Annotated in this window: 20 protein-coding genes; 16 read left to right on the forward strand and 4 right to left on the reverse strand. The window is 73.1% G+C overall.

Features of this window, described 5'->3' with window-relative positions:
- Window positions 1-135 precede the first annotated feature (135 nt).
- Both C229_RS31660 and C229_RS31665 read left to right on the forward strand, forming a co-directional pair.
- Window positions 136-549: an ATP-binding protein gene (locus C229_RS31660; protein WP_018657656.1), complete on the forward strand. Its 414-nt coding sequence runs from the start codon at window positions 136-138 to the stop codon at window positions 547-549.
- A gap of 115 nt (window positions 550-664) precedes the next feature.
- Window positions 665-847, forward strand: a complete 183-nt coding sequence (locus tag C229_RS31665; RefSeq protein WP_018657657.1) for a helix-turn-helix domain-containing protein — start codon at window positions 665-667, stop codon at window positions 845-847.
- A 65-nt stretch (window positions 848-912) separates the two neighbouring features.
- Here the strand turns inward: C229_RS31665 and C229_RS0123980 are convergent, their stop codons facing one another.
- The 3 genes from C229_RS0123980 to C229_RS0123990 all read right to left on the reverse strand — a co-directional run bounded on the left by C229_RS0123980 (window position 913) and on the right by C229_RS0123990 (window position 5,862).
- Complete coding sequence (locus tag C229_RS0123980) at window positions 913-4,026, reverse strand: NACHT N-terminal Helical domain 1-containing protein (protein ID WP_018657658.1); 3,114 nt, start codon at window positions 4,024-4,026, stop codon at window positions 913-915.
- A gap of 85 nt (window positions 4,027-4,111) precedes the next feature.
- Window positions 4,112-4,366 carry a hypothetical protein gene (locus C229_RS0123985; protein WP_018657659.1) on the reverse strand — a complete coding sequence of 85 codons (255 nt, stop codon included), beginning with the start codon at window positions 4,364-4,366 and terminating at the stop codon, window positions 4,112-4,114.
- Window positions 4,367-4,380: 14 nt separating this feature from the next.
- Window positions 4,381-5,862 (reverse strand): flavin-containing monooxygenase, encoded by a 1,482-nt coding sequence (locus C229_RS0123990; RefSeq protein WP_018657660.1) that lies wholly within the window; start codon window positions 5,860-5,862, stop codon window positions 4,381-4,383.
- A 187-nt stretch (window positions 5,863-6,049) separates the two neighbouring features.
- Between C229_RS0123990 and C229_RS0123995 the strand changes: the two genes are divergently transcribed.
- The 11 genes from C229_RS0123995 to C229_RS31670 all read left to right on the forward strand — a co-directional run bounded on the left by C229_RS0123995 (window position 6,050) and on the right by C229_RS31670 (window position 22,913).
- On the forward strand, window positions 6,050-7,033 hold the full coding sequence (locus tag C229_RS0123995; protein ID WP_026314115.1) for a DUF1702 family protein: 984 nt from the start codon (window positions 6,050-6,052) through the stop codon (window positions 7,031-7,033).
- A 275-nt stretch (window positions 7,034-7,308) separates the two neighbouring features.
- A complete protein-coding gene (locus tag C229_RS0124000; RefSeq protein WP_026314116.1) occupies window positions 7,309-8,283 on the forward strand; it encodes a DUF1702 family protein in 975 nt (324 codons plus the stop codon).
- Between the two features lie 2 nt (window positions 8,284-8,285).
- Window positions 8,286-10,259: a CRTAC1 family protein gene (locus C229_RS0124005; RefSeq protein ID WP_018657663.1), complete on the forward strand. Its 1,974-nt coding sequence runs from the start codon at window positions 8,286-8,288 to the stop codon at window positions 10,257-10,259.
- Between the two features lie 5 nt (window positions 10,260-10,264).
- The gene (locus tag C229_RS0124010; protein ID WP_026314117.1) at window positions 10,265-11,248 is read left to right on the forward strand and encodes an enediyne biosynthesis protein; all 984 of its coding nucleotides are present in this window, start codon (window positions 10,265-10,267) and stop codon (window positions 11,246-11,248) included.
- Window positions 11,245-17,031, forward strand: coding sequence for a type I polyketide synthase (locus tag C229_RS0124015; protein WP_018657665.1), 5,787 nt, complete (start codon window positions 11,245-11,247; stop codon window positions 17,029-17,031). Before C229_RS0124010 ends, C229_RS0124015 begins: the two co-directional genes overlap by 4 nt.
- Before the next feature lie 3 nt (window positions 17,032-17,034).
- Window positions 17,035-17,484 (forward strand): acyl-CoA thioesterase, encoded by a 450-nt coding sequence (locus tag C229_RS0124020; RefSeq protein ID WP_018657666.1) that lies wholly within the window; start codon window positions 17,035-17,037, stop codon window positions 17,482-17,484.
- On the forward strand, window positions 17,481-17,999 hold the full coding sequence (locus C229_RS0124025; protein WP_018657667.1) for a flavin reductase family protein: 519 nt from the start codon (window positions 17,481-17,483) through the stop codon (window positions 17,997-17,999). The genes C229_RS0124020 and C229_RS0124025 overlap by 4 nt, the downstream gene beginning before the upstream one ends.
- Entirely contained in the window at window positions 17,996-19,360 is a 1,365-nt protein-coding gene (locus C229_RS0124030; protein WP_018657668.1) for a cytochrome P450, read from the forward strand. The genes C229_RS0124025 and C229_RS0124030 overlap by 4 nt, the downstream gene beginning before the upstream one ends.
- 265 nt (window positions 19,361-19,625) lie before the next feature.
- Window positions 19,626-20,189, forward strand: a complete 564-nt coding sequence (locus C229_RS0124035; protein ID WP_018657669.1) for a DUF5987 family protein — start codon at window positions 19,626-19,628, stop codon at window positions 20,187-20,189.
- Complete coding sequence (locus C229_RS0124040) at window positions 20,186-21,841, forward strand: GMC family oxidoreductase N-terminal domain-containing protein (protein ID WP_018657670.1); 1,656 nt, start codon at window positions 20,186-20,188, stop codon at window positions 21,839-21,841. The genes C229_RS0124035 and C229_RS0124040 overlap by 4 nt, the downstream gene beginning before the upstream one ends.
- Before the next feature lie 16 nt (window positions 21,842-21,857).
- A complete protein-coding gene (locus C229_RS31670; RefSeq protein ID WP_018657671.1) occupies window positions 21,858-22,913 on the forward strand; it encodes a carboxymuconolactone decarboxylase family protein in 1,056 nt (351 codons plus the stop codon).
- A 104-nt stretch (window positions 22,914-23,017) separates the two neighbouring features.
- Here the strand turns inward: C229_RS31670 and C229_RS0124050 are convergent, their stop codons facing one another.
- Window positions 23,018-23,821 (reverse strand): TIGR03084 family metal-binding protein, encoded by an 804-nt coding sequence (locus C229_RS0124050; protein WP_018657672.1) that lies wholly within the window; start codon window positions 23,819-23,821, stop codon window positions 23,018-23,020.
- Window positions 23,822-24,006: 185 nt separating this feature from the next.
- Between C229_RS0124050 and C229_RS0124055 the strand changes: the two genes are divergently transcribed.
- The 3 genes from C229_RS0124055 to C229_RS0124065 all read left to right on the forward strand — a co-directional run bounded on the left by C229_RS0124055 (window position 24,007) and on the right by C229_RS0124065 (window position 26,190).
- Window positions 24,007-24,423, forward strand: a complete 417-nt coding sequence (locus C229_RS0124055) for an SgcJ/EcaC family oxidoreductase (protein ID WP_018657673.1) — start codon at window positions 24,007-24,009, stop codon at window positions 24,421-24,423.
- Window positions 24,424-24,484: 61 nt separating this feature from the next.
- The gene (locus C229_RS0124060) at window positions 24,485-25,504 is read left to right on the forward strand and encodes an SDR family NAD(P)-dependent oxidoreductase (RefSeq protein WP_018657674.1); all 1,020 of its coding nucleotides are present in this window, start codon (window positions 24,485-24,487) and stop codon (window positions 25,502-25,504) included.
- 11 nt (window positions 25,505-25,515) lie between these two features.
- Window positions 25,516-26,190, forward strand: coding sequence for a maleylpyruvate isomerase family mycothiol-dependent enzyme (locus tag C229_RS0124065; protein ID WP_018657675.1), 675 nt, complete (start codon window positions 25,516-25,518; stop codon window positions 26,188-26,190).
- Window positions 26,191-26,265 lie beyond the last annotated feature (75 nt).

The following is a 26,265-nucleotide window of genomic DNA, read 5'->3' on the forward strand; positions in this document are numbered from 1 at the left end:
TGACCGATTGACTGCGGTTCTTGCACTCCGTGGTCTTGCTGTCACTGTAGGCCGTCGACTGGCTAAATGTGATGCGAACGACAGAAAAAAGCGCGGGAAGGCGCACGGCGGACGAGCGAATCGAAGGACCGGACGATGATCACGAACGGAATCACCGAGTGCGAACCGCCCAATGGCGGGGCGGGCTCGGGGACGGCGTGGGTGGCCGAGGCGCGGGAGATCGCCGAGAAGTGGGCGAGGAACGAAGGTTTCGCGGCCGAGGTGATCGACAACGTTCGGCTGATCGTCTCGGAACTCGTCACCAATGCCGTCCAGCACGCGGCGGGAACGGAAGGCGTCCTGCTCCGCCTCTACCGGGGCGACGCGGGCGCGGTCGTGGAGGTCTGGGACGCGGCCGGCGACCGCCGCCCCGAACTCCGCGCCCCGAACCCCGACCACGAGCACGGCCGGGGCCTCGCCATCGTCGACGCGCTCGCGCTCCAGTGGGACGTCAACCCCCTGTCCAACGGCGGCAAGGCCGTCTGGGCCGCGATCGGAGAGCACTCATGAACCACACGAGACCGAACCGAACGAGAGCCGCGTGCCGCGCGCACGACCCCCGCACCGCCGCGACGCCCGTCGCGGCCGACCTGGCCCCCGCCCTCGGAACAGGAGCGTGACCCCTATGACGAGCATGATCCCCATGAAGACCGCCGAAGTAGCCCGCCTCTTCGGCGTCACCCCCTACACCGTCATCCGCTGGACCAACAGGGGCCTTCTCCGTAGGGGCCACACCCCCACCGGCCGCTTCATCTTCGACCGCGCCGAGGTCATGGAGCTGTGGAAGTCGGTGCAGGACGACCGCTGACCCGACCCCGATGACCGAACCCCGGCGCTCTGGAGGGGAGAGCGCCGGGGTTCACCCTTCGGGATCTATTGGCGGCCGTAAATGCGGCGGCCGTTCGGGTCGGTGATCAGGCTGATGTGGCGGATCGGAGAGAGGTCGGCCACCTCGGTATGAGTCACGTTCACATACCCTTCCGAGGGAAAGCCCCGAAGCGGCCGTAGGTCAGTGATCGGATTGCTCGACAGGTTCAAGTAGCGGAGGTCGCGCAGGGCTCCCAGCGGTGTGACGTCCCGGACTCCGGCGGCCATCAGGCCAAGCGCGTGCAGTTTCGGCAATGTTGCCACCGGGGTCAGGTCGATCGTCTCGACATTCTCCAGGCGCAGGTCTTGTAGCTCGGTCAGCCGGGCCAGCTCGTGGCCGGGGAACGACGCCGCGTCGAAGCGCCTCAGGGCCAGGCTGGTGAGGCCGTTACGTCGGGTGAGCGGCGCCAGTTTCACCCGGCCTGGGCTGTCCGGGGGGAAGATCACCTGCAAGCTGACCAGATGAGGCAGGGAGGCGAGCGCTTCCCAATCCACGTCCTGAATATCCCGCAATACCAGGGAGTTCAGTCCGCGCAACGTGGCGAGACAGCGCCAGTCGATCCCCCCGTCACCGTCGAGTGTCAGGCGGCGAAGTCCGGCCCACTCGGTGAGCATGGACCAGTCGATGGACGACGGAACCCGCATCCCGAAGCGCTCCACCGTGATTCCACGCAGTGTCTCCCAGCTTTCACGGGAGACGGACGAGGGCTGACACCAGACGTCCACCTCGGTGAGTTCGGGGACCTGTCGGAGCAGCGGCACGAGATGCGGCTGCCGGACGGTGATCGCCGTCACCTTCGAATGGGCGAGGATTTCGCGCGTGTACCGCTCCGGGTCCTGAGCCTGTTCCCAGGCATCGGTGAGTGCGCGCTGTACCCGGCGAACCGGGTACTCGCAAAAGCGTCTGATCAAGGCGAGCGCGGATTCGTCCCCGAATGCGCCCGCGACCCGGACGATGCCCTCCACCTGTCCATGGGTGAGGCCGGGACGTCGTGCCGCGTCAGCGAGCAGGTCCAGTACGAAGGGGCCGCACGCCGTCACCGCGCCGATCTCGTCGCGGCCCCGCGGCGGCAGCAGTGAAGCGGTCTCGGCGTGAACGCGTCCGGCGATCTCCGGGTCCACCACGTCGACGTCCGCGACGCACGCCGCCGCGAGCAGCCAGAGCCGACGTGCGTCCTCGCCGCCCGCCTCGGCTTGTTCGATGAGGCCGCTCAACAGTTCGCGCTGTCGGCCGGGATCGTTCTGCGCTTGGGCGACGCTCATGATGATGACGTCGTGATAGAGCGGATCGTGGGCTCTTCGCAGGACGTGGGAGATGTTGTTCTTACGGATCACTTCTCCGGCGGCCAGGTAGTCCTGGAAGCTCGGATGGCAGAATTCGAGCTGGTCCATCGCCGGGAGCTGGAGCAGGCCGGAGCGTTGCGTCAGATGGGTGAAAACCGTTTCCGGCAGGTCCTCCGGCGCGACGGAATCGACGCCTCGAAGGAGTGGCGTCAGGTCACCGATCCGATCGAGCGCGGTCTTCCGGTCCATGACGCGCTGGCCGTTCAGCATCATCCACTCCGCGAGCGCGGCCAGGAACAACTGAGCCTGGCTGCGGGAGAGGTGGATCGGGGCGGCCTCCATCCGCCGTTCCCTGTCGCGACGTTCGAGGAGCATCGTCAGCGCGTCCTCGTACAAGGCCGTGCGGCCGTGTGGGAGGTAGGCGTTGTTGTTGCGGTTCAGGGCGCACAGCATCGCGCACAGGAGCGGGTTCGTCGCCAGGCGGGCGAGGTCGCGGCGGGCGACGAGCGCGTCGCGCAGTGAGGCGGCGAGGCGGTCGCGGTCGTCCTCCCGGTCGGGCAGGACGGTCGCGTGCCAGCGGTCCACGAAGTCGTGGACCTGGTCGCGCGTCATCGGCTCCAGCCGGGCTCGGGCGAAGCCGTCCCGTTCGAGGACGGCGTGCCACTCGTCACCGATCACGCGGGGGCGGGAGGTCACCACGAACTTCGCGGTCGGGAACATGCGGGTGAGGTCGGTGAGCCAGCGGAGAACGTGCTGGCGGTGCGCCTGGGGGACTTCGTCCACCCCGTCCAGCAGGACCACCGCCCGGCCGCGCCGCAGCATCCGCAGCGTCCAGCCCGGCTGCTGTGTCGCGTCCAGGAGCGGCGTGGTCAGCCCGACGAACTTCTCCACCGACGGCAGACTCAGCTCGTTGGATCTGACGAACTCGCGCAGCCGCAGCAGGAACGGCACGCGCGTCTGCCAGTCGGACAGACCGGAGGGGAGGTCGCCCCGGCAGATGTGCAGGACGAGCCGTTGCAGCAGCGTCGTCTTCCCCGCGCCCGCCGGACCTTCCAGCACAACCCGGTCGGAGTCGCGCAGCAGGTCCTCGAACTCGGCGGACGCCCGGTGCCGGTCCGCTTCGCCGGGTCGCTTGTCGGCGTGCACCGAGAGCGTCACGTACGCGGTGCTCATCGCGTAGCTCTGCTCGGTAACCGGGAGCTGTAGCCCGAACAGGCGCAGTTGATCCACCTGCGTCGCCACAGCGTCCAGATACTCCGCGCGGAAGCTCTCGTCCTTGTCCGCCTTGCGGTTCAGCTCCTCGACGGCCGCGTGCAGGGCCTCCAACCGGTGCGTGTGGTCGACGGCCGTACGTGCCGAGAACTCGGGGCGACGGGTGAAGAACTCCAGGACGTGCAGGCAGGCGAGAGCGAGGACGCGGTCGTGGGCCGTGCGGCCGGGCTCGGTCAGCGCGTCGCGGCCGGTGTCGCCCGCCGTGTCGAGCAGGGTTTCCATGAGCCGGGTCGGATCGAGCCCGGCGTTCTGGACGTCGTCCATGGCGAGCCTGTCGAAGGCGAGCAGTGCGGCGGTGACGGCTCGTCCGACGGCCTCGCCCTCCGGCACTCCGATCATGCGGAGAGCCGGGTCCTCGTCCGTGACGTCGCGTTCGAGTTGGCGGACGAGTTTGCGGATCTCCTTCTCGGCCAGTTCCTTCTTGCCGCCGCGCCACTTCACCCATCCGGCCAGCCGCACCGGCTTGTCGACCAGTCCCGCCCCGGGGACGGGCTCTTTGAAGAAGAGGGCCTTGATCAGTTGTCCGGCGGCGGGCGACGCCACCTTGAACGCGACGGGATCCAACGGTCACCTACCGGTCGGGGGAGACCGAAGTATCCCAAGCCGGGCCGTCGTCGTCCGGGGAATCGCCCGCTCTAGCCGGATGCGGTCAGCGGGCGTTCGAGACCGTGCGGGCGCCGAGCCAGGCCGTGTAGGCCGCCGCGCCGATGAGGCCCAGCTTGCGGGTCTTCGCGAACGTCAACGCCACGCCCAAGGCGACTTCCGTGGCGCCGTTGCGCTGGATCCACGCGTTCGTGTCGTGAGGGAAGGCCATCTTGGTGATCGGGACGAACGCCTGCGGCGCCGCGAAGTGGGCTGCTCCGGTGGCGGCGAGGGCGATTCCGGCGGTGCGGGCGAGGGCCATGGTGAGGCGACCTTTCAAGCGGAGAAACGGTAGTCGTCCAGGTCGAAGCGCCGGGAACGGCGCAGCGCCTGGAGCGTCGAGGTCGGGCGCAGCAGCGGGGTGTCCCCGGCGGCGTCCACGTAGTAGGAGTTCGAGCCCGCGCAGGCCGGACGGTTCAGGGCCGTCCGGGACGAGCGGCGGAGCATCGAGCGGAAGAAGCGGGCGTTGGCCTCCGGGCTGATCTGGACGCGGGTCGCGCCACGGCGGCGGGCCTCGGTCAGGCAGCGCAGGATGTGCGTGCTCTGGTACTCGATCATGCCGAACCACGAGTAGCCCGTGAACGCGTAGGGGCCCATCAGCATCCACAGGTTCGGCGCCTGGGGCACCGACGTGCCCTCGTACGCCTGGTAGCGGTGCCGGGCCCAGTGCTCGCCCAGGTCCACGCCGTCCGCGCCGCGCACCGGATACGGGGGCAGGTTGTCCGGTTCGATCACCTTGAAGCCGGTGCCGAGGACCAGCGTGTCGAAGGCGTGCGAGGCGCCGTCCACGGTCTCGACGCCGGACGGGGTGACGCGCGCGATCCCCGACGTCACCAGCGTGACGTTCGGCCGCCGGAACGCCGGAAAGTAGGAGTTCGACATCGACGGCCGCTTGCACCCGAACCCGTACGACGGCGTCAGCGCCGCCCGCAGCTCCGGCTCGGGCACCTGGCGGCGCAGATGCCGCCGGCACACGCCCTCGATGACCCCCACCAGGAACGGGAACCGCCGGTACTGCGTCACGCCGGTGACGAGGAACAGTTCCACGACCGCGTTCGTCACCGCCCGGACGAGCCGCTGCGTCACCGGGACGCGCCGGAACAGCGTCCGCGCCCACGCGGGCATCCGGAAGTCGGGCTTGGGCGCCACCCAGATCGGCGTCCGCTGGAACACGTGCAGGTGCCCGGCCCGGCGGGCGATGCGGGGCACGGCCTGGAGCGCGGACGCGCCGGTGCCGATGACGGCGACGCGGCGGCCGGTGAGGTCGAGGGAGTCGTCCCATTCGGCCGTGTGGACGACCCGTCCCGCGAACGTGTCCAGTCCGGGGATGTCGGGGCGCTTGGGCTGGTGCAGGACGCCGTTCGCGGTGATCAGGAACCGTGCCGTCAGGGGGCCGGACGACGTGGTGAGGCGCCACAGCCGGGCGTCCTCGTCCCAGTCCGCCCGCTCGACCCGGGTGCCCAGCCGCAGGTGCGGGCGCAGCCCGTACTTGGCGACGCAGCGGTCCGCGTACGCCTTCAGCTCCGCCCCGGGCGCGAACACCCGCGACCAGTCCGGGTTCGGCTCGAACGAGAAGCTGTAGGACGCCGACGGGATGTCCACCGCGACGCCCGGATAGGTGTTGACGAGCCAGACGCCGCCGACGTCGGCGCGGGCGTCCAGCAGGACGAAGTCGCGCAGCCCGTGGCGGCGCAGCGCGATGCCCATGCCGATGCCGGAGAATCCGGCGCCGACGACCACCACCTCGTGATCGATCACGCCCCGACGGTAGCGACGAATTAGACAGTTCGTCAATAGACGTGGACCTCCCGCGATGCTCCCGCGCTCCGTCCGGGCGCGCTTTTCCCGGTGTGCGGCTTCGCAGGGCATTCGGGGAGGTGTCCGGGCAAGGCGTGCATGTGACGATGACAGCACCGGTGAAGATCGAGAACCAGGGAGTCAGACGATGCCCACAGTCATCGGATCGATGCGCCGGCTGGTCTTCGCGCCCTCCCTCGCCGACGTGAAGTTCTCCGTGCGCGGCTTCGAGGGCGCGTCCAGCCCGGCGGCGCCCGCGCTGGAGGCCATCCCCGAGAGCGTCGTCGCCGGGTTCGAGTGGGCGATCGAGGGCTGCGCCCAGCCCGAGCTGGTCCGCCGCCTGGCGCTGGTCGCGCCGGAACTGCGCGGGTTCGCCTACGAGGGCGCCACGATGGCGTGCACGATCCTCGACGTCATGCCCGGACGGCGCTCGGACCGGACGCGCGAACTGCTCAACGGCCCCGGCCGCCCGCACCTGCTGCTCGCCTACATCGGCATCGGCTTCGCGATGGCGCGGCTGCCGCGCCCGCTGTGGCGCAAGGTGCTGCCCGACCTGGACCCGTCGCCGTACCACCCGACGATGTCGTGGCTCGCCGTGGACGGGTACGCGTTCGACCGCGCCTACTTCGACACCGACCGCACGGTCAAGGCGCAGAAGGTCTTCGCGCCCTATCCGTGGCAGGGCCACCCGGACTACTTCCCGCGCGCCGCCGACCAGGGCGTCGGGCGCGCGCTGTGGTTCCTGTGCGGGGCGCGGGTGCCCGCCGTCGCCGCCGCCGTGCGGGCCTACGCCGCGCACCGGCACGCCGATCTGTGGAGCGGCGTCGGGCTGGCGGCGACGTTCGCCGGGGGCGCCGCGCCGGACGCCCTCGCCGCGCTGCCGGACGAGGCGGGCGAGCACGCGCCGGGCCTGGCGCAGGGCTCGGTGTTCGCCCTCCGCGCGCGGGACCACGCCGGGCCCCTGCCCGACGGCACCGAGGCCGCCGTCGCGGCGCTCACCGGGCTGTCGGTGCCCGCCGCGCTCGCCCTCGCCGACGCGAGCGCGACCGACCGTCCCAAGGACGGGCTCCCCGCCTACGAGGGCTGGCGCCGGGCGGTCGCCGCCGGCCTGCCCGCAGCACTCCACCGATGACGGCTCCCACCGAAGAAGGCCCGCCTATTCAATAACGCCGATTGATTTACGCACGGCAATCCCGAGACACAGTTATGTGTCGCGGGATTCCGTGCTGCGCGCTTTCGGTGCATATAGAGCAAGCGTGGAGTAGGTGCGGTATCTGGTATTGGAATTACAGTGTGGGCGGCGGTAGTAAGACGATTCGATGAAAATTGAACTGTCTGGCGCCGTGTCCGCCCGCGTGAGGTCGCGTACTTCACGACGGCAGCCCGCTCGTGAACGGAGGAGCCCCGGTGCACGCACTGCGCGCACTTCAGCGCCGCATCATCACCCCCGACATCTCCGCAACGCGGATGGATACCCGAGGATTCCACGTCAAGAACGAAGCCTCCAAGGAATTGCTGGAGACGGTCGGCAAGTCCTTCCTGACGGGTTATGCCGCAGCGGTGGAGCAGCCCACGACCGCCGCCGCGGCGGCCCAGTTGGACCAACTGCCGGAAAGGTTCCGCGGCTTTGCCTTCGAGGGCGCCGCCATGGGCTACGCCGTCGTCGGCTCGATGCCATTCTCCGGTCGCCGGAACCTCGACACGTTCCTCGCAGAGGAGGGTGAGCCGCACCTGTACATGGCCTACGTCGGCATCGGCTGGGCGATGGCGCGGCTGCCCCGGATGCTCTGGCCGAAGAACGAGCTCGACCCGCTGCTGCGGTGGCTGGTGCTGGACGGCTACGGCTTCCACCAGGCGTACTTCAAGACCGCCGCGTACGTGCGCGGCGGACGCCGCGACACCGCGCTGCGCTGGCCGGACGGCCGGCCGCACCCGTACGGGCCAAACGCCCTGGACCAGGGCATCGGCCGGGCGCTGTGGTTCGTCGGCGGCACCGACCCCGACGTGGTCGCGGGCCTGATCGAGTCGCTCGAACCGGCCCGGCGCCCCGACCTGTACAGCGGCGCGGGACTGGCCGCCACGTACGCGGCGGGCGCGGAGGAGAGCGAGCTGCGCGGCTTCTACAAGCGCGCGGGCGAGTACCGGCCCCAGGTGGCCCAGGGCTCGGCGTTCGCCGCCGAGGCCCGGCACCGCGCGGGGCTGGTCACCGAGCACACCGAGGTCGCGACCGAGGTGTTCTGCGGCATGACCCCGGCCGAGGCCGCCGCCGTGTGCGTGCGGACCCGCGACCGGGACACCGGACCGGAGACCGCCGAGGTCCCGGCTTATGAGGCGTGGCGGCGCCGCATCGCCGACACGTTCGTTTCCCTTGGGAGGAACTAGCGATGCCGAGCATGTTCGGGTGGCTGCGCAGGCAGTTGCCGGGAGTCGTCGCCGTCCTGCTGGTGGCCGCACTGTTCGTCGTGGTCCGGCTGCCGGGTGAACCGGCCGCCGAGAGCGACGAACTCGCGGACAAGCACCGCTTCACCCCGCTGGCCATCGCGCTGCCGAGCGGGTTCAAGCAGCAGACGATCCGGCGCGTCAACAAGTCCTACTCCAAGATCGACGCCTGGATCTCCTCCGTCGGCGCCGGCATCGCCATGAACGACCTGGACGGCGACGGCCTGCCCAACGACCTGTGCGTCACCGACCCGCGCATCGACCAGGTGGCGGTCACGCCCGCGCCGGGCGCCAAGCCCGGACGGTACGAGCCGTTCGCGCTCGACCCGGCGCCGCTGCCGATGGGCTACGCCATCGCCCCGATGGGCTGCGCCCCGGCCGACTTCAACGAGGACGGGCGGATGGACCTGCTCGTCTACTTCTGGGGCCGCAGCCCGATCCTGTACCTGGCCAAGCCGGGCGCGACGAAGCTCGACAAGAACGCCTACGTCCCGACCGAGCTGGTGCCGGGCGTCGGCACCCGCGGCTACGCCGGGCCCCAGTGGAACTCCAACGCGGTCGCGCTGGACGACTTCGACGGCGACGGGCACCTGGACATCTACCTGGGCAACTACTTCCCCGACGGTCCCGTCCTCGACGACCGGGTCCGCGGCGGCGTGAAGATGAACCGGTCGCTGTCCAACGCCTCCAACGGCGGCGAGGACCACGTTTTCCGCTGGACCGGCGCGACCAAGGGCGCGAACCCGACCGTCAAGTACGAGCCGGTGCCGAAGGTCATCCCCGAGAAGCTCTCCAAGGGCTGGGTGCTGGCCGCCGCCGCCAACGACCTGAACGGCGACGGGCTGCCCGAGCTGTACCTCGCGCAGGACCACGGCAAGGACGCCCTGCTGTTCAACACCTCGGTGCCGGGCCGGATCAGCTTCAGCCCGGTGAAGGCGAACCGCACGCCCGGCCTGCCCAAGTCCAAGCGGCTCGGCGTCGACTCCTTCAAGGGCATGGGCATCGACTTCGGTGACTTCAACCACGACGGCATGTACGACATGTTCGTCAGCAACATCACCACGTCGTTCGGCATCCAGGAGAGCAACTACCAGTTCGTGAACGACACCCGCAGCAACCGGGAGCTGACCCGGCGGCTGCACGACGGCGAGGCGCCGTGGACCGACCGCAGCAGCGCGCTCGGCACCGCCTGGTCCGGCTGGGGCTGGGACGTCAAGATCGCTGACTTCGTGAACAGCGGCGAACCCGCCATCGCGCAGACGACCGGCTTCGTCAAGGGCCGCCACAACCGTTGGCCGCAGCTCCAGGAGCTGGCCGCCTCCAACGACCTCATCGTGGAGCACCCCGGCCTGTGGCCGAACATCAACGCCGGCGACGACATCGCGGGCAGCCAGCGGCTGCACTTCTTCGTCAAGAACAGCAAGGGCCGCTACTCCGACCTGGCCGGACGGCTCGGCATCAACATCCCCGTCCCCACGCGCGGCATCGCCGTGGGCGACGTGGACGGCGACGGACGGCTGGAGATGGCCGTGGCCCGGCAGTGGGACGCGCCCGTCTTCTACAAGAACGACAGCCCCGGCGCGGGGAACTTCCTCGGCCTGCGCCTCCAGCACGACGACGCACCGGCCGAGCCGGGCAAGGGCGGCGCGCTCGGCGCGGCCGGATCGCCCGCCGTCGGCGCCCAGGTCATGGTGACCACCGCCGACGGACGCAAGCACCTCGGCCGTGTCGACGGCGGCAGCGGCCACGGCGGCAAGCGCAGCAGCGAGGTGCACATCGGCCTCGGTGACAGCGCCAAGCCCGTCGCGGTCATGGTGTGTTGGCGCGACCGCAGGACCGGAGCCTTCCGCGAACAGAAGATGACGCTCGCACCCGGGTGGCACACGCTGCGCCTCGGGGCCCAGGCGAAGGAGAAGTGACCGACATGACGACCACCGAGAAAGCGGCCCCGCCGAGGCACGACCCCAAGGTCGTCATGGCGCTGCGCAACTTCGCGATGTCGATGACCGTCTTCAACATCCTCGGCTACCTGATCCTCGGGTTCGAGCAGCCGTGGTCCTGGCCGTTCGCGGCGCTGGCCACCGCCTACAGCTTGGAGATGGGGCTGGAGGTCATTTCGGCCCGCGTCGAGCGGCGCACCGAGCGGTTCCGGGGACGCGGCGTGCGCGGCGTCGTCGAGTTCCTGTACCCGGCGCACATCACGGCCCTGGCCGTGAACATGCTGACCTACGTCAACGACAAGATCGGCGTGATGATCTTCGGTGTCGTCGTCGCGGTCGGCGCCAAGTGGGTGCTGCGGGCCCCGGTGCGCGGCCGGATGCGTCACTTCATGAACCCGTCCAACCTCGGCATCGCGGTCATCCTGCTGGTGTTCCCGTGGGCGAGCATCGCCCCGCCATACCACTTCACCGAGACGATCGACAGCGCGTGGGACTGGCTGATCCCGGCCGGCATCCTCATGGCGGGCACGATGCTCAACGCCAAGCTGACCGGCCGCACCTGGCTGATCATGGGCTGGGTGTCGTTCTACATCCTCCAGGCGGTGTTCCGCGGCCTGGTGTACGGCACGTCGATCTCGGCGGCGCTGGTCATGATGTCGGGCGTCGCGTTCGTCCTCTACACCAACTACATGGTCACCGACCCGGGGACCTCGCCGTCGGCGCCCGCCTCGCAGTTCGCGTTCGGCGCCGGGATCGCCATCCTCTACGGCTACTTCACCGGCACCGGCATCGCCTACGGCCTGTTCTTCGCCACGGCCGCCGTCTGCCTCATCCGCGGCGCCTACCTGTGGGCGCTGCACTTCTCCCAGCGCGCGGCCGAACGCCGCGCCGTCCAGGACGGCGCCACCCGCGCCACCACCGCGAACGAGATCGCGACCCTTCCCAACAAGGAGGTCGTCTCCGCATGAGCAAGCTCGCCGTCGTCGGGATGGCGTGCCGGTACCCCGACGCCACGTCGCCCCGCGAACTGTGGGAGAACGCCCTGGCGGGCAGGCGCGCGTTCCGCCGCCTCCCCGCCGAGCGGATGAACCCCGACGACTACTGGGACGCCGACCCGGCCGCCCCCGACAAGTTCTACGCGCGCAACGCCGCCGTCATCACGGACTGGACGTTCGACCGCGTCGCCCACAAGGTGGCGGGCAGCACGTACCGCTCCACCGACCTCACGCACTGGCTCGCGCTCGACGTGGCGGGCCGCGCGCTCGCCGACGCCGGGTTCCCGGCCGGGGACGGGCTGCCGCGCGAGCGCACCGGCGTCGTCGTCGGCAACACGCTGACCGGCGAGTTCACCCGCGCCAACGTGCTGCGGCTGCGCTGGCCGTACGTGCGACGCGCCGTCGCCGCCACGCTGTCGGGCCGGGACGGCTGGGACGACGCCCGGCTCGGTGAGTACCTGGCCGAGCTGGAGGCCGTCTACAAGGACCCGTTCCCCGAGATCGACGAGGACTCGCTGGCGGGCGGGCTGTCCAACACCATCGCCGGGCGCGTCTGCAACTTCTTCGACCTCAAGGGCGGCGGCTACACCGTGGACGGGGCCTGCTCCTCGTCCCTGCTGTCGGTCGCCACCGCGTGCAAGGCGCTGCTGGAGGGCGACATCGACGTCGCCGTCGCGGGCGGCGTGGACCTGTCCATCGACCCGTTCGAGATCATCGGATTCGCCAAGACCGGCGCGCTCGCCCGTGGCGAGATGAAGCTGTACGACCGGCGCTCCAACGGCTTCTGGCCGGGCGAGGGCGCGGGCATGATCGTGCTGATGCGGGAGGAGGAGGCCCGCGCCGCCGACCACCGCGTCTACGCGACGATCGCCGGGTGGGGCATCTCCTCCGACGGGCACGGCGGCATCACCCGTCCCGAGGTGAGCGGCTACCGGCTCGCCCTCGACCGCGCCTACGAGCGCGCCGGGTTCGACATCGCGTCGGTGCCGATGTTCGAGGGGCACGGCACCGGCACCGAGGTCGGTGACCGCACCGAGCTGACCGCGCTGTCGGAGGCGCGCCGCGCCGCCGACGGCGCGGCGCCGCCGGCCGCGATCAGCTCGATCAAGGCGATGATCGGGCACACCAAGGCGGCGGCGGGCGTCGCCGGGCTCATCAAGGCCGTCATGGCGGTGCACGACCAGCTCCTGCCGCCGACGCTCGGCTGCGTGGACCCGCACCCCGTCCTCACCGACGACGACCCGGCGCTGCGCGCGCTGCGCCGGGCCGAGGCGTGGCCCAAGGACGCCGCGCCGCGCGCGGGCGTCACCGCGATGGGCTTCGGCGGCATCAACACCCACATCGTCGTGGAGGGCGCGGGCCCGCGCCGCCGGGTGGCCATGGACTCGCGGACGCGGACGCTGACGTCCGCGCTCCAGGACACCGAACTGCTGCTCGTGGACGGCGACTCCCCGGCCGAGCTGCGCGACCGGCTGGCGTCGGTCGCGGACTTCGCGCTCACGCTGTCGTACGCGCAGATCGGTGACCTGGCCGCGACCCTGCACCGCGAGCTGCGCGACCGCCCGCACCGGGCGGCCGTCGTGGTGTCCTCCCCGGAGGACGCCGAGCGGCGGCTGCGCGCGCTGGCCGACGTGCTGGCCGGAGGCGAGACCCGCCACCACAGCGCCGACGGACGCTCCCACCTGGCCCGCGCCGGGCGGGCCCGGATCGGGCTGCTCTTCCCCGGGCAGGGATCGGGGACCGGCACCAGCGGCGGCGCGCTGCGGCGCCGCCTGCCCGAGGTCGAGGACGTCTACGCGAACGCCGAGCTGCCGGACGCCGGGGACATGGTCGCCACGGCGGTCGCGCAGCCCCGGATCGTCACCGGCTCGCTGGCGGCGCTCGCGGCGCTGGCGGTGCTCGGCATCGAGGGCGAGGCGGCCGTCGGGCACAGCCTCGGTGAACTGTCGGCCCTGCACTGGGCCGGGGCCGTGGAGGAGTCCGCGCTGCTGCGGCTGGCGACCGAGCGGGGCCGCGCCATGACCGAGCACGGGCTGCCCGGCACCATGGCGGGCCTGGCCGCGCCGCCCGCCGCCGTGGACGGCGTCATCGCCGGGCTCGACGTGGTCATCGCCGGGCACAACGGCCCGGAGCAGACGGTCATCGCCGGGACCGAGGAGGCCGTCACGGCGGCCGGTGCCAACGCCGAGCGCGCCGGGATCACCTGGACGCGGCTCCCGGTCTCGCACGCGTTCCACTCGCCGCTCGTCGCCCCGGCCGCCGAGGTGTTCGGCGCCCGGCTGGACGAGGAGCGGTTCGGCCGGGTCGGACGGCGCGTCATCTCGACCGTCACCGGCGAGACGCTGCGCGCCACCGAGGACCTGGCGGCGCTGCTGCGCCGCCAGATCACCGACCCGGTGCTGTTCGCGCCCGCCGTGGCGCTGGCCGCCAAGGACGTCGACCTGTTCGTGGAGGCCGGGCCCGGACGCGTCCTGACCGGGCTCGCGACGGCCGTCTCCGACGTGCCCGCGCTCGCGCTCGACACCGACCAGGAGTCCCTGGCCGGGCTGCTCGGCGTCGCCGGGGCCGCCTACGTGCTCGGCGCCCCCGTCCGGGCCGAGGCGCTGTTCCACGGGCGGCTGCTGCGCCCGCTGGAGGTCGGGCAGGAGTTCGCGTTCCTCACCAACCCGTGCGAGACGCTGCCCCGGCCGCCCGCCGAGATCGCCGCGTCGGCTCCGGCGCCCGCCCGCACGGGCGGCGCCGACGCCGACGAGGACGGCGGCGACGGCGAATCCACGCTGGAGCTGCTGCGCCGGATGGTCTCCCAGCGGGTGGAGCTGCCGCCCGAGCTGATCGGGGACGACACCGGGCTGCTGGACGAACTGCACCTCAGCTCCATCACCGTCGGTGAGATCGTCAACCGGACGACGCAGAAGCTCGGCCTGCCCGTCGCCCAGACGCCGATGAACTTCGCCACCGCCACGCTCCGCCAGCTCGCGGAGGCGCTCGACGCCGCCGCGGCGGCGGGCGGCGACGCGGGCGCGACCGAGGTGGTCGTGGGCGCGGCGGCGTGGGCGCGGGCGTTCCGCGTCGACCTCGACGAGGAACCGCTCGCCCCGCACACCGGGACGTCCGGCGCGGCGGCGGCCGGGCGGTGGTCGCTGCACGACCCGGGGGGCGTCGCGTTCGCGGAACCCCTGCGACGGGCCTTGGAACGCGCCCAGGGCGGCACCGGCACGCTGCTGTGCCTGCCGCCCGGCTGCGGCGAGGGCGACGTGCTCGCCGCGCTCCAGGCCGCGCGCGGCACGCTCGGCGGCGAAGCCGGAACCCGGTTCGTGCTCGTGCAGCACGGCGGCCGGGGCGCGGCCGGGCTCGCGCGGACCCTGCGGCAGGAGGCGCCGCACCTGCGGGTGACGATCGTCGGCCTGCCCGACGAGGCGCCCGAGCCCGACGCGGTGACCGCGCTCGTGCTCGCGGAGGTCGCCGCGACCACCGAGTTCTCCGAGGCGCACCACGGCGCCGACGGCGTCCGCCGCGTCCCGGTGCTGCGGGCCATGCCCGTCGCCGCCGGGCGCACCGAACCGCCGCTGGACGGCACCGACGTGCTGCTCGTCAGCGGCGGCGGCAAGGGCATCACCGCCGAATGCGCGCTGGCCCTCGCCACCTCCACCGGCGCGGCGCTGGCGCTGCTCGGCCGCTCCGACCCCGACCAGGACGAGGAACTGGCCGCCAACCTGCGCCGGATGCGCGACGCGGGCGCCCGCGTCGCGTACGCGCGCGCCGACGTCACCGACCCCGACCGCGTCCGCGCGGCCGTCGCCGAACTGACGGCCGCCACCGGGCCGGTCACCGCCGTCCTGCACGGCGCGGGCCGGAACGAGCCCGCCGCGCTGGCGGCGCTGACGCCCGAGGACGTCCGCGCCACCTTCGCCCCCAAGATCGACGGGCTGCGCGCGGTGCTGGACGCCGTGGACCCCGGCGACCTGAAGCTGCTGGTCACGTTCGGCAGCATCATCGGCCGCGCCGGGCTGCGCGGCGAGGCGCACTACGCGACCGCCAACGAATGGCTCGCGGACCTCACCACCGAGTTCGGTGAACAGCACCCCGGCTGCCGGGCGCTGTGCCTGGAATGGTCGGTGTGGTCGGGCGTCGGGATGGGCGAGCGGCTGTCGGTGGTGGAGGGCCTGGCCCGCGAGGGCATCACGGCCGTCACCCCCGACCAGGGCATCGAGATCCTGCACCGGCTGCTGGCCGACCCGGAGACGCCGCCGGTCGTCGTCATCAGCGGCCGGACCGGGACGATCGACACCGTCCGGCACGACCGCCCGGCGCTGCCGCTGCTGCGGTTCGCGGAACGTCCGCTCGTCCGCTACCACGGCGTCGAGATGGTCGCGGAGGTCGAGCTGAACGCGGGCACCGACCCCTACCTGGCCGACCACCTCCTGGACGGCAACCTGCTGTTCCCGGCGGTGCTCGGACTGGAGGCGCTGGCGCAGGTCGCCGCGTCGCTGCGCGGCGAGATGACCGCGCCGGTGTTCGAGGACGTCGAGTTCTCCCGGCCCATCCTCGTCCCGCCCGAAGGCGGCACGACCGTGCGGATCGCGGCCGTCGCCACCGCCGACGACACCGTCGAGGCCGTCATCCGCAGCGCCGAGACCGGATACGCGGTGGAGCACTTCCGCGCCCGGCTCCGCTACGGGGACGCGGCCATCCCCGAGGGCGCGCCCGACCAGGTGGGGCCCGGCGTCCCGCCCGTCCCGCTCGACCCCGCGCGGGACCTGTACGGGGGGCTGCTGTTCCAGGGCGCGCGGTTCCAGCGGCTGCGCCGCTACCACCGCGCCGCCGCCCGGCACGTGGACGCCGAGGTCGCCGCCGAGCAGGCCGCCGACTGGTTCGCGGCCTACCTGCCCGCCGGGCTGCTGCTCGGCGACCCCGGCGCCCGCGACGCGCTCATGCACGGCAACCAGGTGTGCGTCCCGCACGCCACGCTGCTCCCCTCGGGGATCGAGCGGGTCTGGCTGCGCCCGGACGGCACCCCGTACGGGCCGCTGCGCTACAGCGCCACCGAGCGCAGCCGCGACGGCGACGTCTACGTGTACGACATCGCCGTCCGGACCGAGGACGGCGACCTCGTCGAGCGGTGGGAGGGGCTGCGCCTGCACGCCGTGCGCAAGGGCGACGGCGCCGGGCCGTGGCCCGTCCCGCTGCTCGGCGGCTACGTCGAACGCGTCCTGGAGGACGTGACCGGCGCCCGCGTCGCGGTCGCCGCCGAACCCGACACCGAACCGGCGGGGGAGCGCCGGGCGGCGACGGAGCTGACCCTGACGCGGGCGCTGGGACGTCCCGCCGGGGTCCGGCACCGGCCCGACGGACGGCCCGAACTGCCGGACGGGCCGACCGTGTCCGCGTCGCACGGCGCGGGCCTGACCCTCGGCACGGCGGCACCGGGACCGCTCGCCTGCGACGTGGAGAGCGTCGTCGGGCGGGACGGGACCGACTGGGAGGGGCTGCTGGGCCGGCACCACCGGGTCGCGCGGGCCGTCGCCGACGACTCCGGCGAACCGTTCGACGCCGCCGCGACGCGGACCTGGTCGGCGTGGGAGTGCCTGCGCAAGGCGGGCCTGCCCGACGACGCGCCGCTCACCCTGGCGGGCGCCCGGCAGGGCGCCTGGACGGTGTTCGCCTCCGGCGCGCTGCGCGTCGCGACGTGCGTCACGACCGTGCGGGACCGTCCCGACCCGGTCGTCGTCGCCGTCCTCGTGGAAGGAAGGTCGTGAGACATGGACCGCTACTACGAGATCCACCACGTGGTGGGTTTCGAAGAGACCAACATCGTGGGGAACGTCTACTACGTCAACTACCTGCGCTGGCAGGGCCGCTGCCGGGAGATGTTCCTGCGCGACCAGGCGCCGGAGGTGCTGGCCGACATCGCCGACGACCTGAAGCTGTTCACGCTCAAGGTCGACTGTGAGTTCTTCGCCGAGATCACCGCGTTCGACGAGCTGTCGATCCGGATGCGGCTGCTGGAACTCGGGCAGACGCAACTGGAGTTCGGCTTCGACTACGTCCGGGTGACCGGCGGGACCGAACTGCTCATCGCCCGGGGCCGGCAGCGCGTCGCGTGCATGCGCGGCCCCAACACGCGCACCGTCCCGGCGCGGGTGCCCGACGCGCTCGTCCGCGCGCTGGAACCCTACCGGCCGGCCGCGCCGGCGAGGAGCCCGGCATGAGCGACCCGCGTCCCTCGGTCGAGGACCAGCGCGAGCTGCGCCGCACCTTCGGCGCCTTCGCCACCGGCGTGACCGTCGTGACCGTGGGCGGGCGTTCCCCGCACGCGATGACGGCCAACGCGTTCACCTCCGTCTCGCTCGACCCGCCGCTGGTGCTGATCTGCGTGCGCCGCGACGCGGTCATGCACGACCGGCTGGACGGGCCGTTCGGCGTCTCGGTGCTCGGCGCCGGGCAGGAGGAGGTGGCGCGGCGGTTCGCCGACCGCTGGCGCCCGCTCGGCGCCGCCCAGTTCGACGGGGTGGACCACACCCCCGGCGAGCTGACCGGCGCGCCGCTCATCGACGGCGCGCTCGCCCACTTCGAGTGCGAACTGTGGAAGACCTGCGACGGCGGCGACCACACGATCTTCGTGGCGCGGCTGCTCGGCATGGCACCGCTCGCGGACGGCGATCCGCTGCTGTTCTACCGGGGCCGCTTCCGCCGCCTCGGCGCCACCAAGGAGGTGACGGCATGACGGCCACCGCGCCGCCCCGCGCGAGCGGGATCGGGAAGACGCCGCCGGGGACCTCGGTGTCCGAGGCGCCCAAGCTGCTGCGGCAGCTCGTCTTCGACCGGCTCGGCATGATGACCGACGCGGCCCGGCGCGGCGACGCCGTCCGGCTCGTCATCGGGCCGCGCACGATGTACTTCTTCAACCATCCCGACCACGCCAAGCACGTCCTCGCCGACAACCCCGGCAACTACCACAAGGGCGTCGGGCTGCGGCAGGCGCGGCGCGCGCTCGGCGACGGGCTGCTGACGAGCGAGGGCGCGCTGTGGCGCGAGCAGCGCTCGGTCGTCCGCCCCGCGTTCCAGTCCCGGCGGATCAACGCGCAGGCGGACGTCGTCGCGCAGGAGGCCGCGCACCTCGTCGAGCGCCTGCGGGCGCAGACCGGGCGCGGCCCGGTGGACGTCGTGCACGAGATGACCGGGCTCACGCTCGGCGTCCTCGGCCGCACCCTGCTCGACGCCGACCTCGGCGCGCACAGCTCCCTGGCCGGGGCGTTCGAGGCCGTCCAGGACCAGGCCATGTTCGAGATGGTCACGCAGGGCGTGGTGCCGCTGTGGTCGCCGCTGCCCAAGCAGGTGCGGTTCCGCCGCGCCCGCCGGGAGCTGGACCGCGTCGTCGGGCTGCTGGCGGCGGAGCGGACCGTCGAGGGCGGCGACGACGCGCTGTCGCGGCTGCTGGTGTCGGTCCGCAAGGAGAGCGACCGCAAGCTGGCCGCGCGGCGGCTGCGCGACGAGCTCGTCACGCTGCTGCTGGCCGGGCACGAGACGACCGCCAGCACGCTCGGCTGGTCGTTCTACCTGCTGGACCGGCATCCGGAGGTGCAGCGGCGGCTGCGCGCGGAGGTGCGCGAGGTCCTGGGGGACCGCACGCCCACCTTCGAGGACCTGCACCGGATGCCGTACACGCACGCCGTCCTCCAGGAGGTCATGCGGCTCTATCCGCCGGTGTGGCTGCTGTCGCGGATCTCCCAGGAGGACGACGTCGTCGGCGGCTACCACGTCCCGGCGGGCCGCGACGTGCTGGTGTCGCCGTACGCGATGCACCGGAACCAGGAGTTCTGGGGGCCGGACGCCGAGAGCTTCGACCCGTCCCGGTTCGAGGGGTCGGGGGCGGCGCAGCGGCCCAAGTACGCCTACCTGCCGTTCGGCGCCGGGCCGCGCTTCTGCGTCGGCAACCAGCTCGGCATGATGGAGGCCGCCTTCGTGCTGGCGATGGTCCTCCGGGACCTGCGGCTGACCAAGGTGCCCGAGCACCGCGTCGTCGCCGAGCCGATGCTGTCGCTGCGCGTGCGCGGCGGGCTTCCGATGACGGTCCACGCCGCCTGAGACCGGCGGGCTCCGTCCCGCCCCCGGCACCGGGTCACGCGCACGCGTGGCCCGGTGTTGGTTTTTCACCGGCTATGTCGAAATGTGCGGCAATCGAGCTGCTGACCCTTTGTGTTTTCCGCGTCGCACGCTCGGAGATGCGTCGCCGCTTTGCCCGGTTCGATTATGGAGCCGTTTCTTCACTGCGCTTTTTTCATCAGCTTTACCCCGGAAATGGGCCGCCGGCGCGGCGGCCCTTCCGATGTCAAGGACAGGAGGCGCGCCCATGACGCCGGACGCGGAAGACGACAGGCGACGAACGACCCTGGAGGCGTTCGCTGACACGATCATTCCCGGCGAGCGGCGAGGTCCGGACGACCGCAGCGTCGCCGGTGCCGCGCCCGGCCCCGGCGCCGTCGCGGCGGGCGCCGTGGAACTGCTGGAGACCCCGGCCGTCGGCATCGTGGACGACCTCGGCGTGCTCGCCGGGCTGCTGAACGAGCACGCCGAGCTGCACGCGCGGATCAACGACCTGGTCCTCGACCGGGACGTGCCCCCGTTCGTCGCGCTGGACTTCGCCGAGCGCACCGCCCTCGTCCGGGCGCTGGTCGCCCCCGGCCACCCCGAGAAGGACATGTGGGTGTCGCTCGCGCTGTTCAGCAACATGGCGTTCGACACCGCCCCGCACCTGCACACCACCGACGCCCTCGACGCCGGTCACCCCGGCCTGCGCACGATGGGCCTGTTCCCCCCAGACGCCGACGGGCTCCACCGCTTCCCCGAGTTCTCCTACGGCCGTCCTCTCGCCTCCGTCCACCCCCGGACCACGCCCTCAGGGAGCCCCGAATGACGACGAGCCGCGAAAGCACCGACGTCCTGGTGATCGGCACCGGCTTCGGCGGTGCCATCGCCGCCTACCACCTGGCGGCCGGCGGTGCCCGCGTCACCATGCTGGAGCGCGGCCCCTGGCTGGCCGGGGACGACTTCGACCACGACTTCAAGCTCGGCTCCTCCTACACCCGCATCTTCGACTTCGTCGTCGGCGACGGCATGAGCCTGCTCGGCGGCAACTGCGTCGGCGGCGGCAGCGTCGTGTACTTCGCCGCGATGCCGCGCGCCCCGCGCTTCGTCTTCGACCGGCACGGCAGCATCGGCCGCCGCATGTGGCCGCGCTCGCTGTCGCGCGACGCGCTGGAGCCCTGGTACGACCGCGTCGAGGAGGCCCTGCCGGTCGTCCGCCAGGACTGGGACGAGATCACCTACGCGGGCGGCCTGTGGGCGGCGGCGTGCGCGCACTCGGGCGGCACCGCCAACCCCGTCCCCGTCGCCGTCGACAACGCCAAGTGCGTCAACTGCAACTGGATGATGGCGGGCTGCAAGTTCGACGCCAAGCGCTCGCTGCTGTTCAACTACCTGCCCGCCGCCGTCGCGCACGGCGCCGAGATCCGCCCGCTGCACGAGGTCCAGCACCTCACCCGCACCGACGACGGCGGCTACACCGTCCACTACAACGTCGTGGACGACGAGGACTACCGCGTCCACGTCGGCACCGGCGTCATCGACGCCAAGATCGTCATCCTCGCCGCCGGGGCCGGCGCGACGCCCGTCATCCTCCAGCGCTCCGAGGCGGCGCTCGGCCGGATGCCGCACGCCGTCGGCCGCTACTTCTCCGGCAACGGCGAACGGCTCAACACCGCCGTGATCGACGAGGAGCGCGTCCGGTCCGTCCTCGGCCTGGACCGCGGCGACGGCATCGGCTACGCCGCCAACCAGATCGGGCGCGGCCCCGTCGTGGCCAACTGGGACAAGCTGGACGGCTCGCTGCCCGAGCACTCCCGGTTCTCGCTGGAGCAGCTCTACTTCCCGCCCGGCCTCGGCACGATCCTCGCCCAGGTCCCCGACGCGGTCGGCCCGAGCTGGTTCGGGCCGCAGAAGAAGGAGATGCTGAGCCGCTGGCAGTCCTGGCTCACCATCTTCACCATGTCCGAGGACGACAACGAGGGCGTGTTCGGCCCGCCGCCCGCCACCGGCAACGCCCTCCGGCTCTCCCAGCAGATGCTCGGCCGCGGCAACCTGCGCTACGACCCGACCGTCAACACCCTGCGCGGCTGGGCCGAGTCCGACGCCGAGGTCCGCCGCATCATCGAACGCGACGGCATCGGCAAGGTCATGCCGTGGACCAACGACGTCGTCGGCGCCTACACCGTGCACCCGCTCGCGTCCTGCCGCATCGGCGACGACCCGGCCACCTCCGCGCTGGACGACGGGCACGAGCTGCGCGGCCACCCCGGGATCTTCGTCACCGACGGATCGGCCGTCCCGGCCGGGCTCACCGTCAACCCGGCGATGACCATCGCGGCCCTCGCGGAGCGGGCGATGCCCGGTATCGTCGCGGCGGCGCGCGAACGCGGCGTCGACGTCGTCTACGGCGCCCCCGGGCCCGGCGGCGAGACGTCCGGGCGCGACGCCGTCCTGCCCCTCGTCCCCGCCGCCCGGCGCTGACCACGGGAGAGACCCGGTGACGCGACTGTTCGCCCACGCCACGCGCCGTCAGGCGCCCGGCCAGATCTCGTATGTGGCACCGATCCGCTACGAAGCGGCACACGGCCTCGTCGCGGACGTGTACGCGCAGGTGGAACGGGACTTCGGGCTGCTGGCGCCGCCCGTCATCCTGCACGCGCCCGCGCCGGACGTCCTGGCCGCCGCGTGGGCGCTGCTGCGGGAGACGCTCGTCGCCGGAGACCCGGCCCGCCGCGCCGTCAAGGAGGCCGTCGCGGCGGGCGTGTCCCGCGCCAACACCTGCCCGTACTGCGTCGACGTGCACGGCGCCATGCTGTTCGGGCTCGCCCGCGACGCCGACGCCGCCGCCGTGGCGGCGGGCCGGTTCGACGCCGTCGGTGACCGGCGGCTGCGCGAGGCCGTCACCTGGGCGGCCCGCACCGGCACCGACCCGCGCGCCCCCGCCCCGGTGGAGGACGCCCACCGGGCCGAGACCACCGGGGTCGCCCTGGCCTTCCACTACTACAACCGGATGGTGAGCGTCTTCCTGCCCGGCTCGCCGTTCCCGCCGGGCGCCTCACCGCGCGTGCGGGGCGGGCTCAGCCGCGTCGTGGGCCGGACGATGCGGAGCAGCGCCCGGCGGGCGTACCCGCCGGGCGCGGCGCTGCCGCTGCTCCCCGCCGACACGGCCGCCCCGGCGGGTTCCGGGGCGGTCTGGGCGGCGGGCGACCCGGTCATCACCGAGACGTTCGCGCGCGTCGCGGCCGTCCTTGCGGCGGCCGGGGAACGGTCGCTGCCCGGCACCGTGCGCGCCCTGGTCACCGAGCGCGTCGCGGCCTGGGACGGCAAGGCGCCCCCGCTCGCCGGAGACCCCCTCGGCGGCGCCCTGGACGCGCTGCCCGAGGCGGACCGCCCGGCGGGCCGCCTCGCGCTGCTGACGGCCCTGGCCGCCTACCGGGTGGACGACCGCGTCGTCGCGGACTTCCGCGCGACCGCGCCGGACGACGCGACGCTCGTCGAGGCCGTCGCCTGGTCGGCGTTCACCGCCGCGTGCCGGGTCGGCGCGGCGGTCTGACCGACGACGAAACGGTGCCCCCGGCCGAATCTCGGCCGGGGGCACCGTTTCTGGCGGCCGCCCGGTGCCGTCCCCTCCGGCGGCACCGGGCGGCGGGTCCTCGGTCAGCCGCCCAGCGGGGCGAACTGCCCGGCGGCGCGGCCCGGCCCGGCCGGTCCCCGGTACGCCTGGGCGATGTCCAGCCAGCGGTCGGCCTCGGCGCCCTCGGCACGGACGGCGACGTCGGCGCGGTGGCGGCGGCGCAGCACCAGCAGGCAGAAGTCGGCGGCCGGTCCGCTCACGCGGTTCGCGGCGTCCTGCGGCCCGAACTCCCACGGCGTCCCGGACGGCAGCATGATCTCCCAGCGGAACTCCTCCGCCGGGGGCGTCAGCCCGTGCGCCTCGTAGCCGAAGTCCTTGACGACGACGGCGAAGCCCACCAGGTGCTTGACCCGGTCGGTCCAGGTGCGCTGCACGCCGAGCGCGTCCAGCACGTCCTGGCCGTGCCCGATCAGCTCCATGATCCCCGCGCAGGCGAGGATCGCGGGCGGAAGCGGGCGCACCAGCCACGGCACCACCTGGTCCTGCGGGACGGCGCCGAGCGCCTTCACCGACGCCGCCAGCTCCGCCCGCCACCGCTCCAGCAGCCGCGCGGGCGGCTCGGCCAGGTACGGCGCCATCGCGCCGGCCACGTTGGCGTCGAAGTCGGGCCCGAGCCCGTCCACCATCGCCGTGAACGCCTCCGGCTCGGCGGCCGACATCGCCGCCATCCGGAAGGTCGCGGCCATGTGGGCGACCTGGTGCGCGATCGTCCAGCCCGGCGCCGGGGTGGGCGTGGCCCAGGCGGCGTCGTCCAGCCCGGACAGGACCCGGTCGAGTTCCTCCCCCTCGGCGGCCAGATCGGCGTAGACCTCTTGGAGATCGGTCACGACCCTCTCCTTTCCAGAGTGCATTCCTGCCGAGAATGCTGGGCGAAATTCCACGGCCCGGCATCTCGCGATGTGCTGATCCGGAAATGGCACGGTGTGGCACGACGAAAGATGCCGCGGACTTCCCCGGCGGGCCACGATGCCAGAGCGCGGACCGATCACCGATTTCCGTAGGAGGAGTCCCCATGACCACCGACACGAGCGGAACGGCCGCCGACCAGGCCGCCGTCGTCCAGGCCCCGATGCGCATCATCGCCGCGTGGGAGGCCAACGACGCGACCGCGTTCGGTGCCGCCTGCACCGAGGACGCCACGATGATCCTGCCCGGTGACGTCTGCCTGCGCGGCCGGGACGAGATCCGCGAGTACATGGCGGGCGAGTACGCCGGCAAGCTCAAGGGCACCCGCGTGACCGGCACCCCGCTCAGCCTGCGGTTCCCCGTCCCGGGCACCGCGATCATGGTCACCGAGGGCGGCGTGCTGCTCCCCGGCGAGACCGAGGTCTCGGCGCCGCAGGCGATCCGGGCGACGTGGGTGCTCGCCAAGGACGGCGACGACTGGCTGATCACCGCCTACCACAACAGCCCGCTGCACGTGGGATGAGGCCGGGCGCGCGGCGGGCGCCCGCCCGCCGCGTCCCGCCTCCGGGGAAAGGGTCACTCGCATGCTCGTCAGCGTCACCGGCGGAACCGGCCTGCTCGGCGGCCACACCGTCGCCGCACTGCTCCGGCGCGGGCACCGCGTCCGGCTGCTCGTCCGCGACGAGCACCGCGCCGCCCGCGCGCTCGCCGTCCTCGGCGTCAAGGACGACGAGGTCGAGCGGGTGACCGGCGACGTCACCGACCCCGGCGCCGCCGACCGGCTCGTGCGCGGCGCCGACGCCGTCCTGCACGCGGCGGGCGTCTACTCCTTCCACCCCCGGCGCCGGGCCGAGGTACGGCGCGTCAACGAGGCCGGGACGCGGCGGGTGCTCGACGCCGCCGTGGGCGCCGTCGCCGGGCCGATCGTCCACGTCTCCACGTTCGGCGTGCTGGAACCCGACGCCGCGCGGCGCGTCACGCCGGGCTCGCCGGTCGCCCGGCCGCGCGAGGCGTACCTGGCGTCCAAGGCCGCCGCCGACCGGGTCGCCCGCCGCCACCAGGACGCGGGCGCGCCCGTCACGATCACCTATCCGCCCGCGCTGCTCGGCCCCGCCGACCCGGCGCTCGGCGACCAGACCACCCGGCTGCGGGCGGTCCTGCGAGGACTGACGCCGCTGTGGCCCACCGGCGGCTTCCCCCTCGGGGACGTGCGGGACGCCGCCGAGACGCACGCGGACCTGCTCACCGGGGGGCCGCAGCCGGGTGCCCGCCACCTCACCCCCGGCCGGTACGTGCCGACCCACGCCTACCTGGCGGCGGTCCGCGCGGCCACCGGCCGGGCGCTGCCCGCGCTGCGGCTGCCCGCGCGGGCGCTGCTGCCCGCCGGAGTCCTCGCCGACACGGCCCAGCGCTGGTGGCCGTGGCACATCCCCGTCGAGTACGGGGCGCTGTACGTGTGCGCCCGCGACGTGCGCACCCCCGCCGCCGACGGACGGCGGCCCCTCGCCGAGACCGTCGCCGACACCGTCGGCTGGCTGCACGGCGCCGGGCTGCTGACGGACCGGCAGGCGGGCACCGCGGCCGGACGGACCACGAAACGCTGAGAGGAACGCGCATGGAACCCGAGGCCCTCTACCGGCGCATCCGCGACGAGACGATCGAGATGCTCGCCCGCCGCACCACCGACGCCGACCGGACGGTGCCCGCCTGCCCCGAGTGGGACGTGCGCGACGTGCTCGGCCACGTCGTCGACATCTGCGCGCGGGCGACCCGGCGGCTCACCGGCGGCCCCGAGCCCGCCGCCGTCCCGGCCGGGGGCGCGCCCGTCGCCGACCTGCTCGCCAAGTGGCGCCGCGACGGCGCGCTGCTCGACCGGCTGCTCGCCACCGGCGAGACGCGGCTCAGCCGCATCCTGGTGATGGACGCGTTCACGCACTGGCTCGACCTGCGGCAGTGCTTCGGGCTGCTCCCGCCCGCCGAGCACCCCGCCTACCTGCCGATGATCGAGGTCGTCATGGGCGGGTTCTCCGCCGAGGTCGCCGCCCGCGACCTGCCGCCGCTGCACGTCGTCACCGACGGCCGGGACTGGACGGCCGGGCGCGGCCAGGCCGCCGCGACGCTGTCCGCCGCGCCGCACGACCTGTTCCGGACGCTCACCGGCCGCCGCACCTTCGACCAGGTCGCCCGGCTCGCCTGGAGTACCGATCCCGCGCCGTGGCTGCCCGCCCTGACCTGGGGGCCGTTCACGCCGCCCGCCCGCGCCGCCGAGGAGGTCGTGCGGCCGGGCTGAGGACCGCGCGGACGGCAGCGGCGCACGGTCGAAGAAGCCGGTCGCGGCGCGGCGTACGACACTGGTGCTCGTTGA

This window comes from Actinomadura flavalba DSM 45200, from assembly GCF_000374305.1.
In the GTDB taxonomy this organism is placed as follows: Bacteria; Actinomycetota; Actinomycetes; order Streptosporangiales; family Streptosporangiaceae; genus Spirillospora; species Spirillospora flavalba.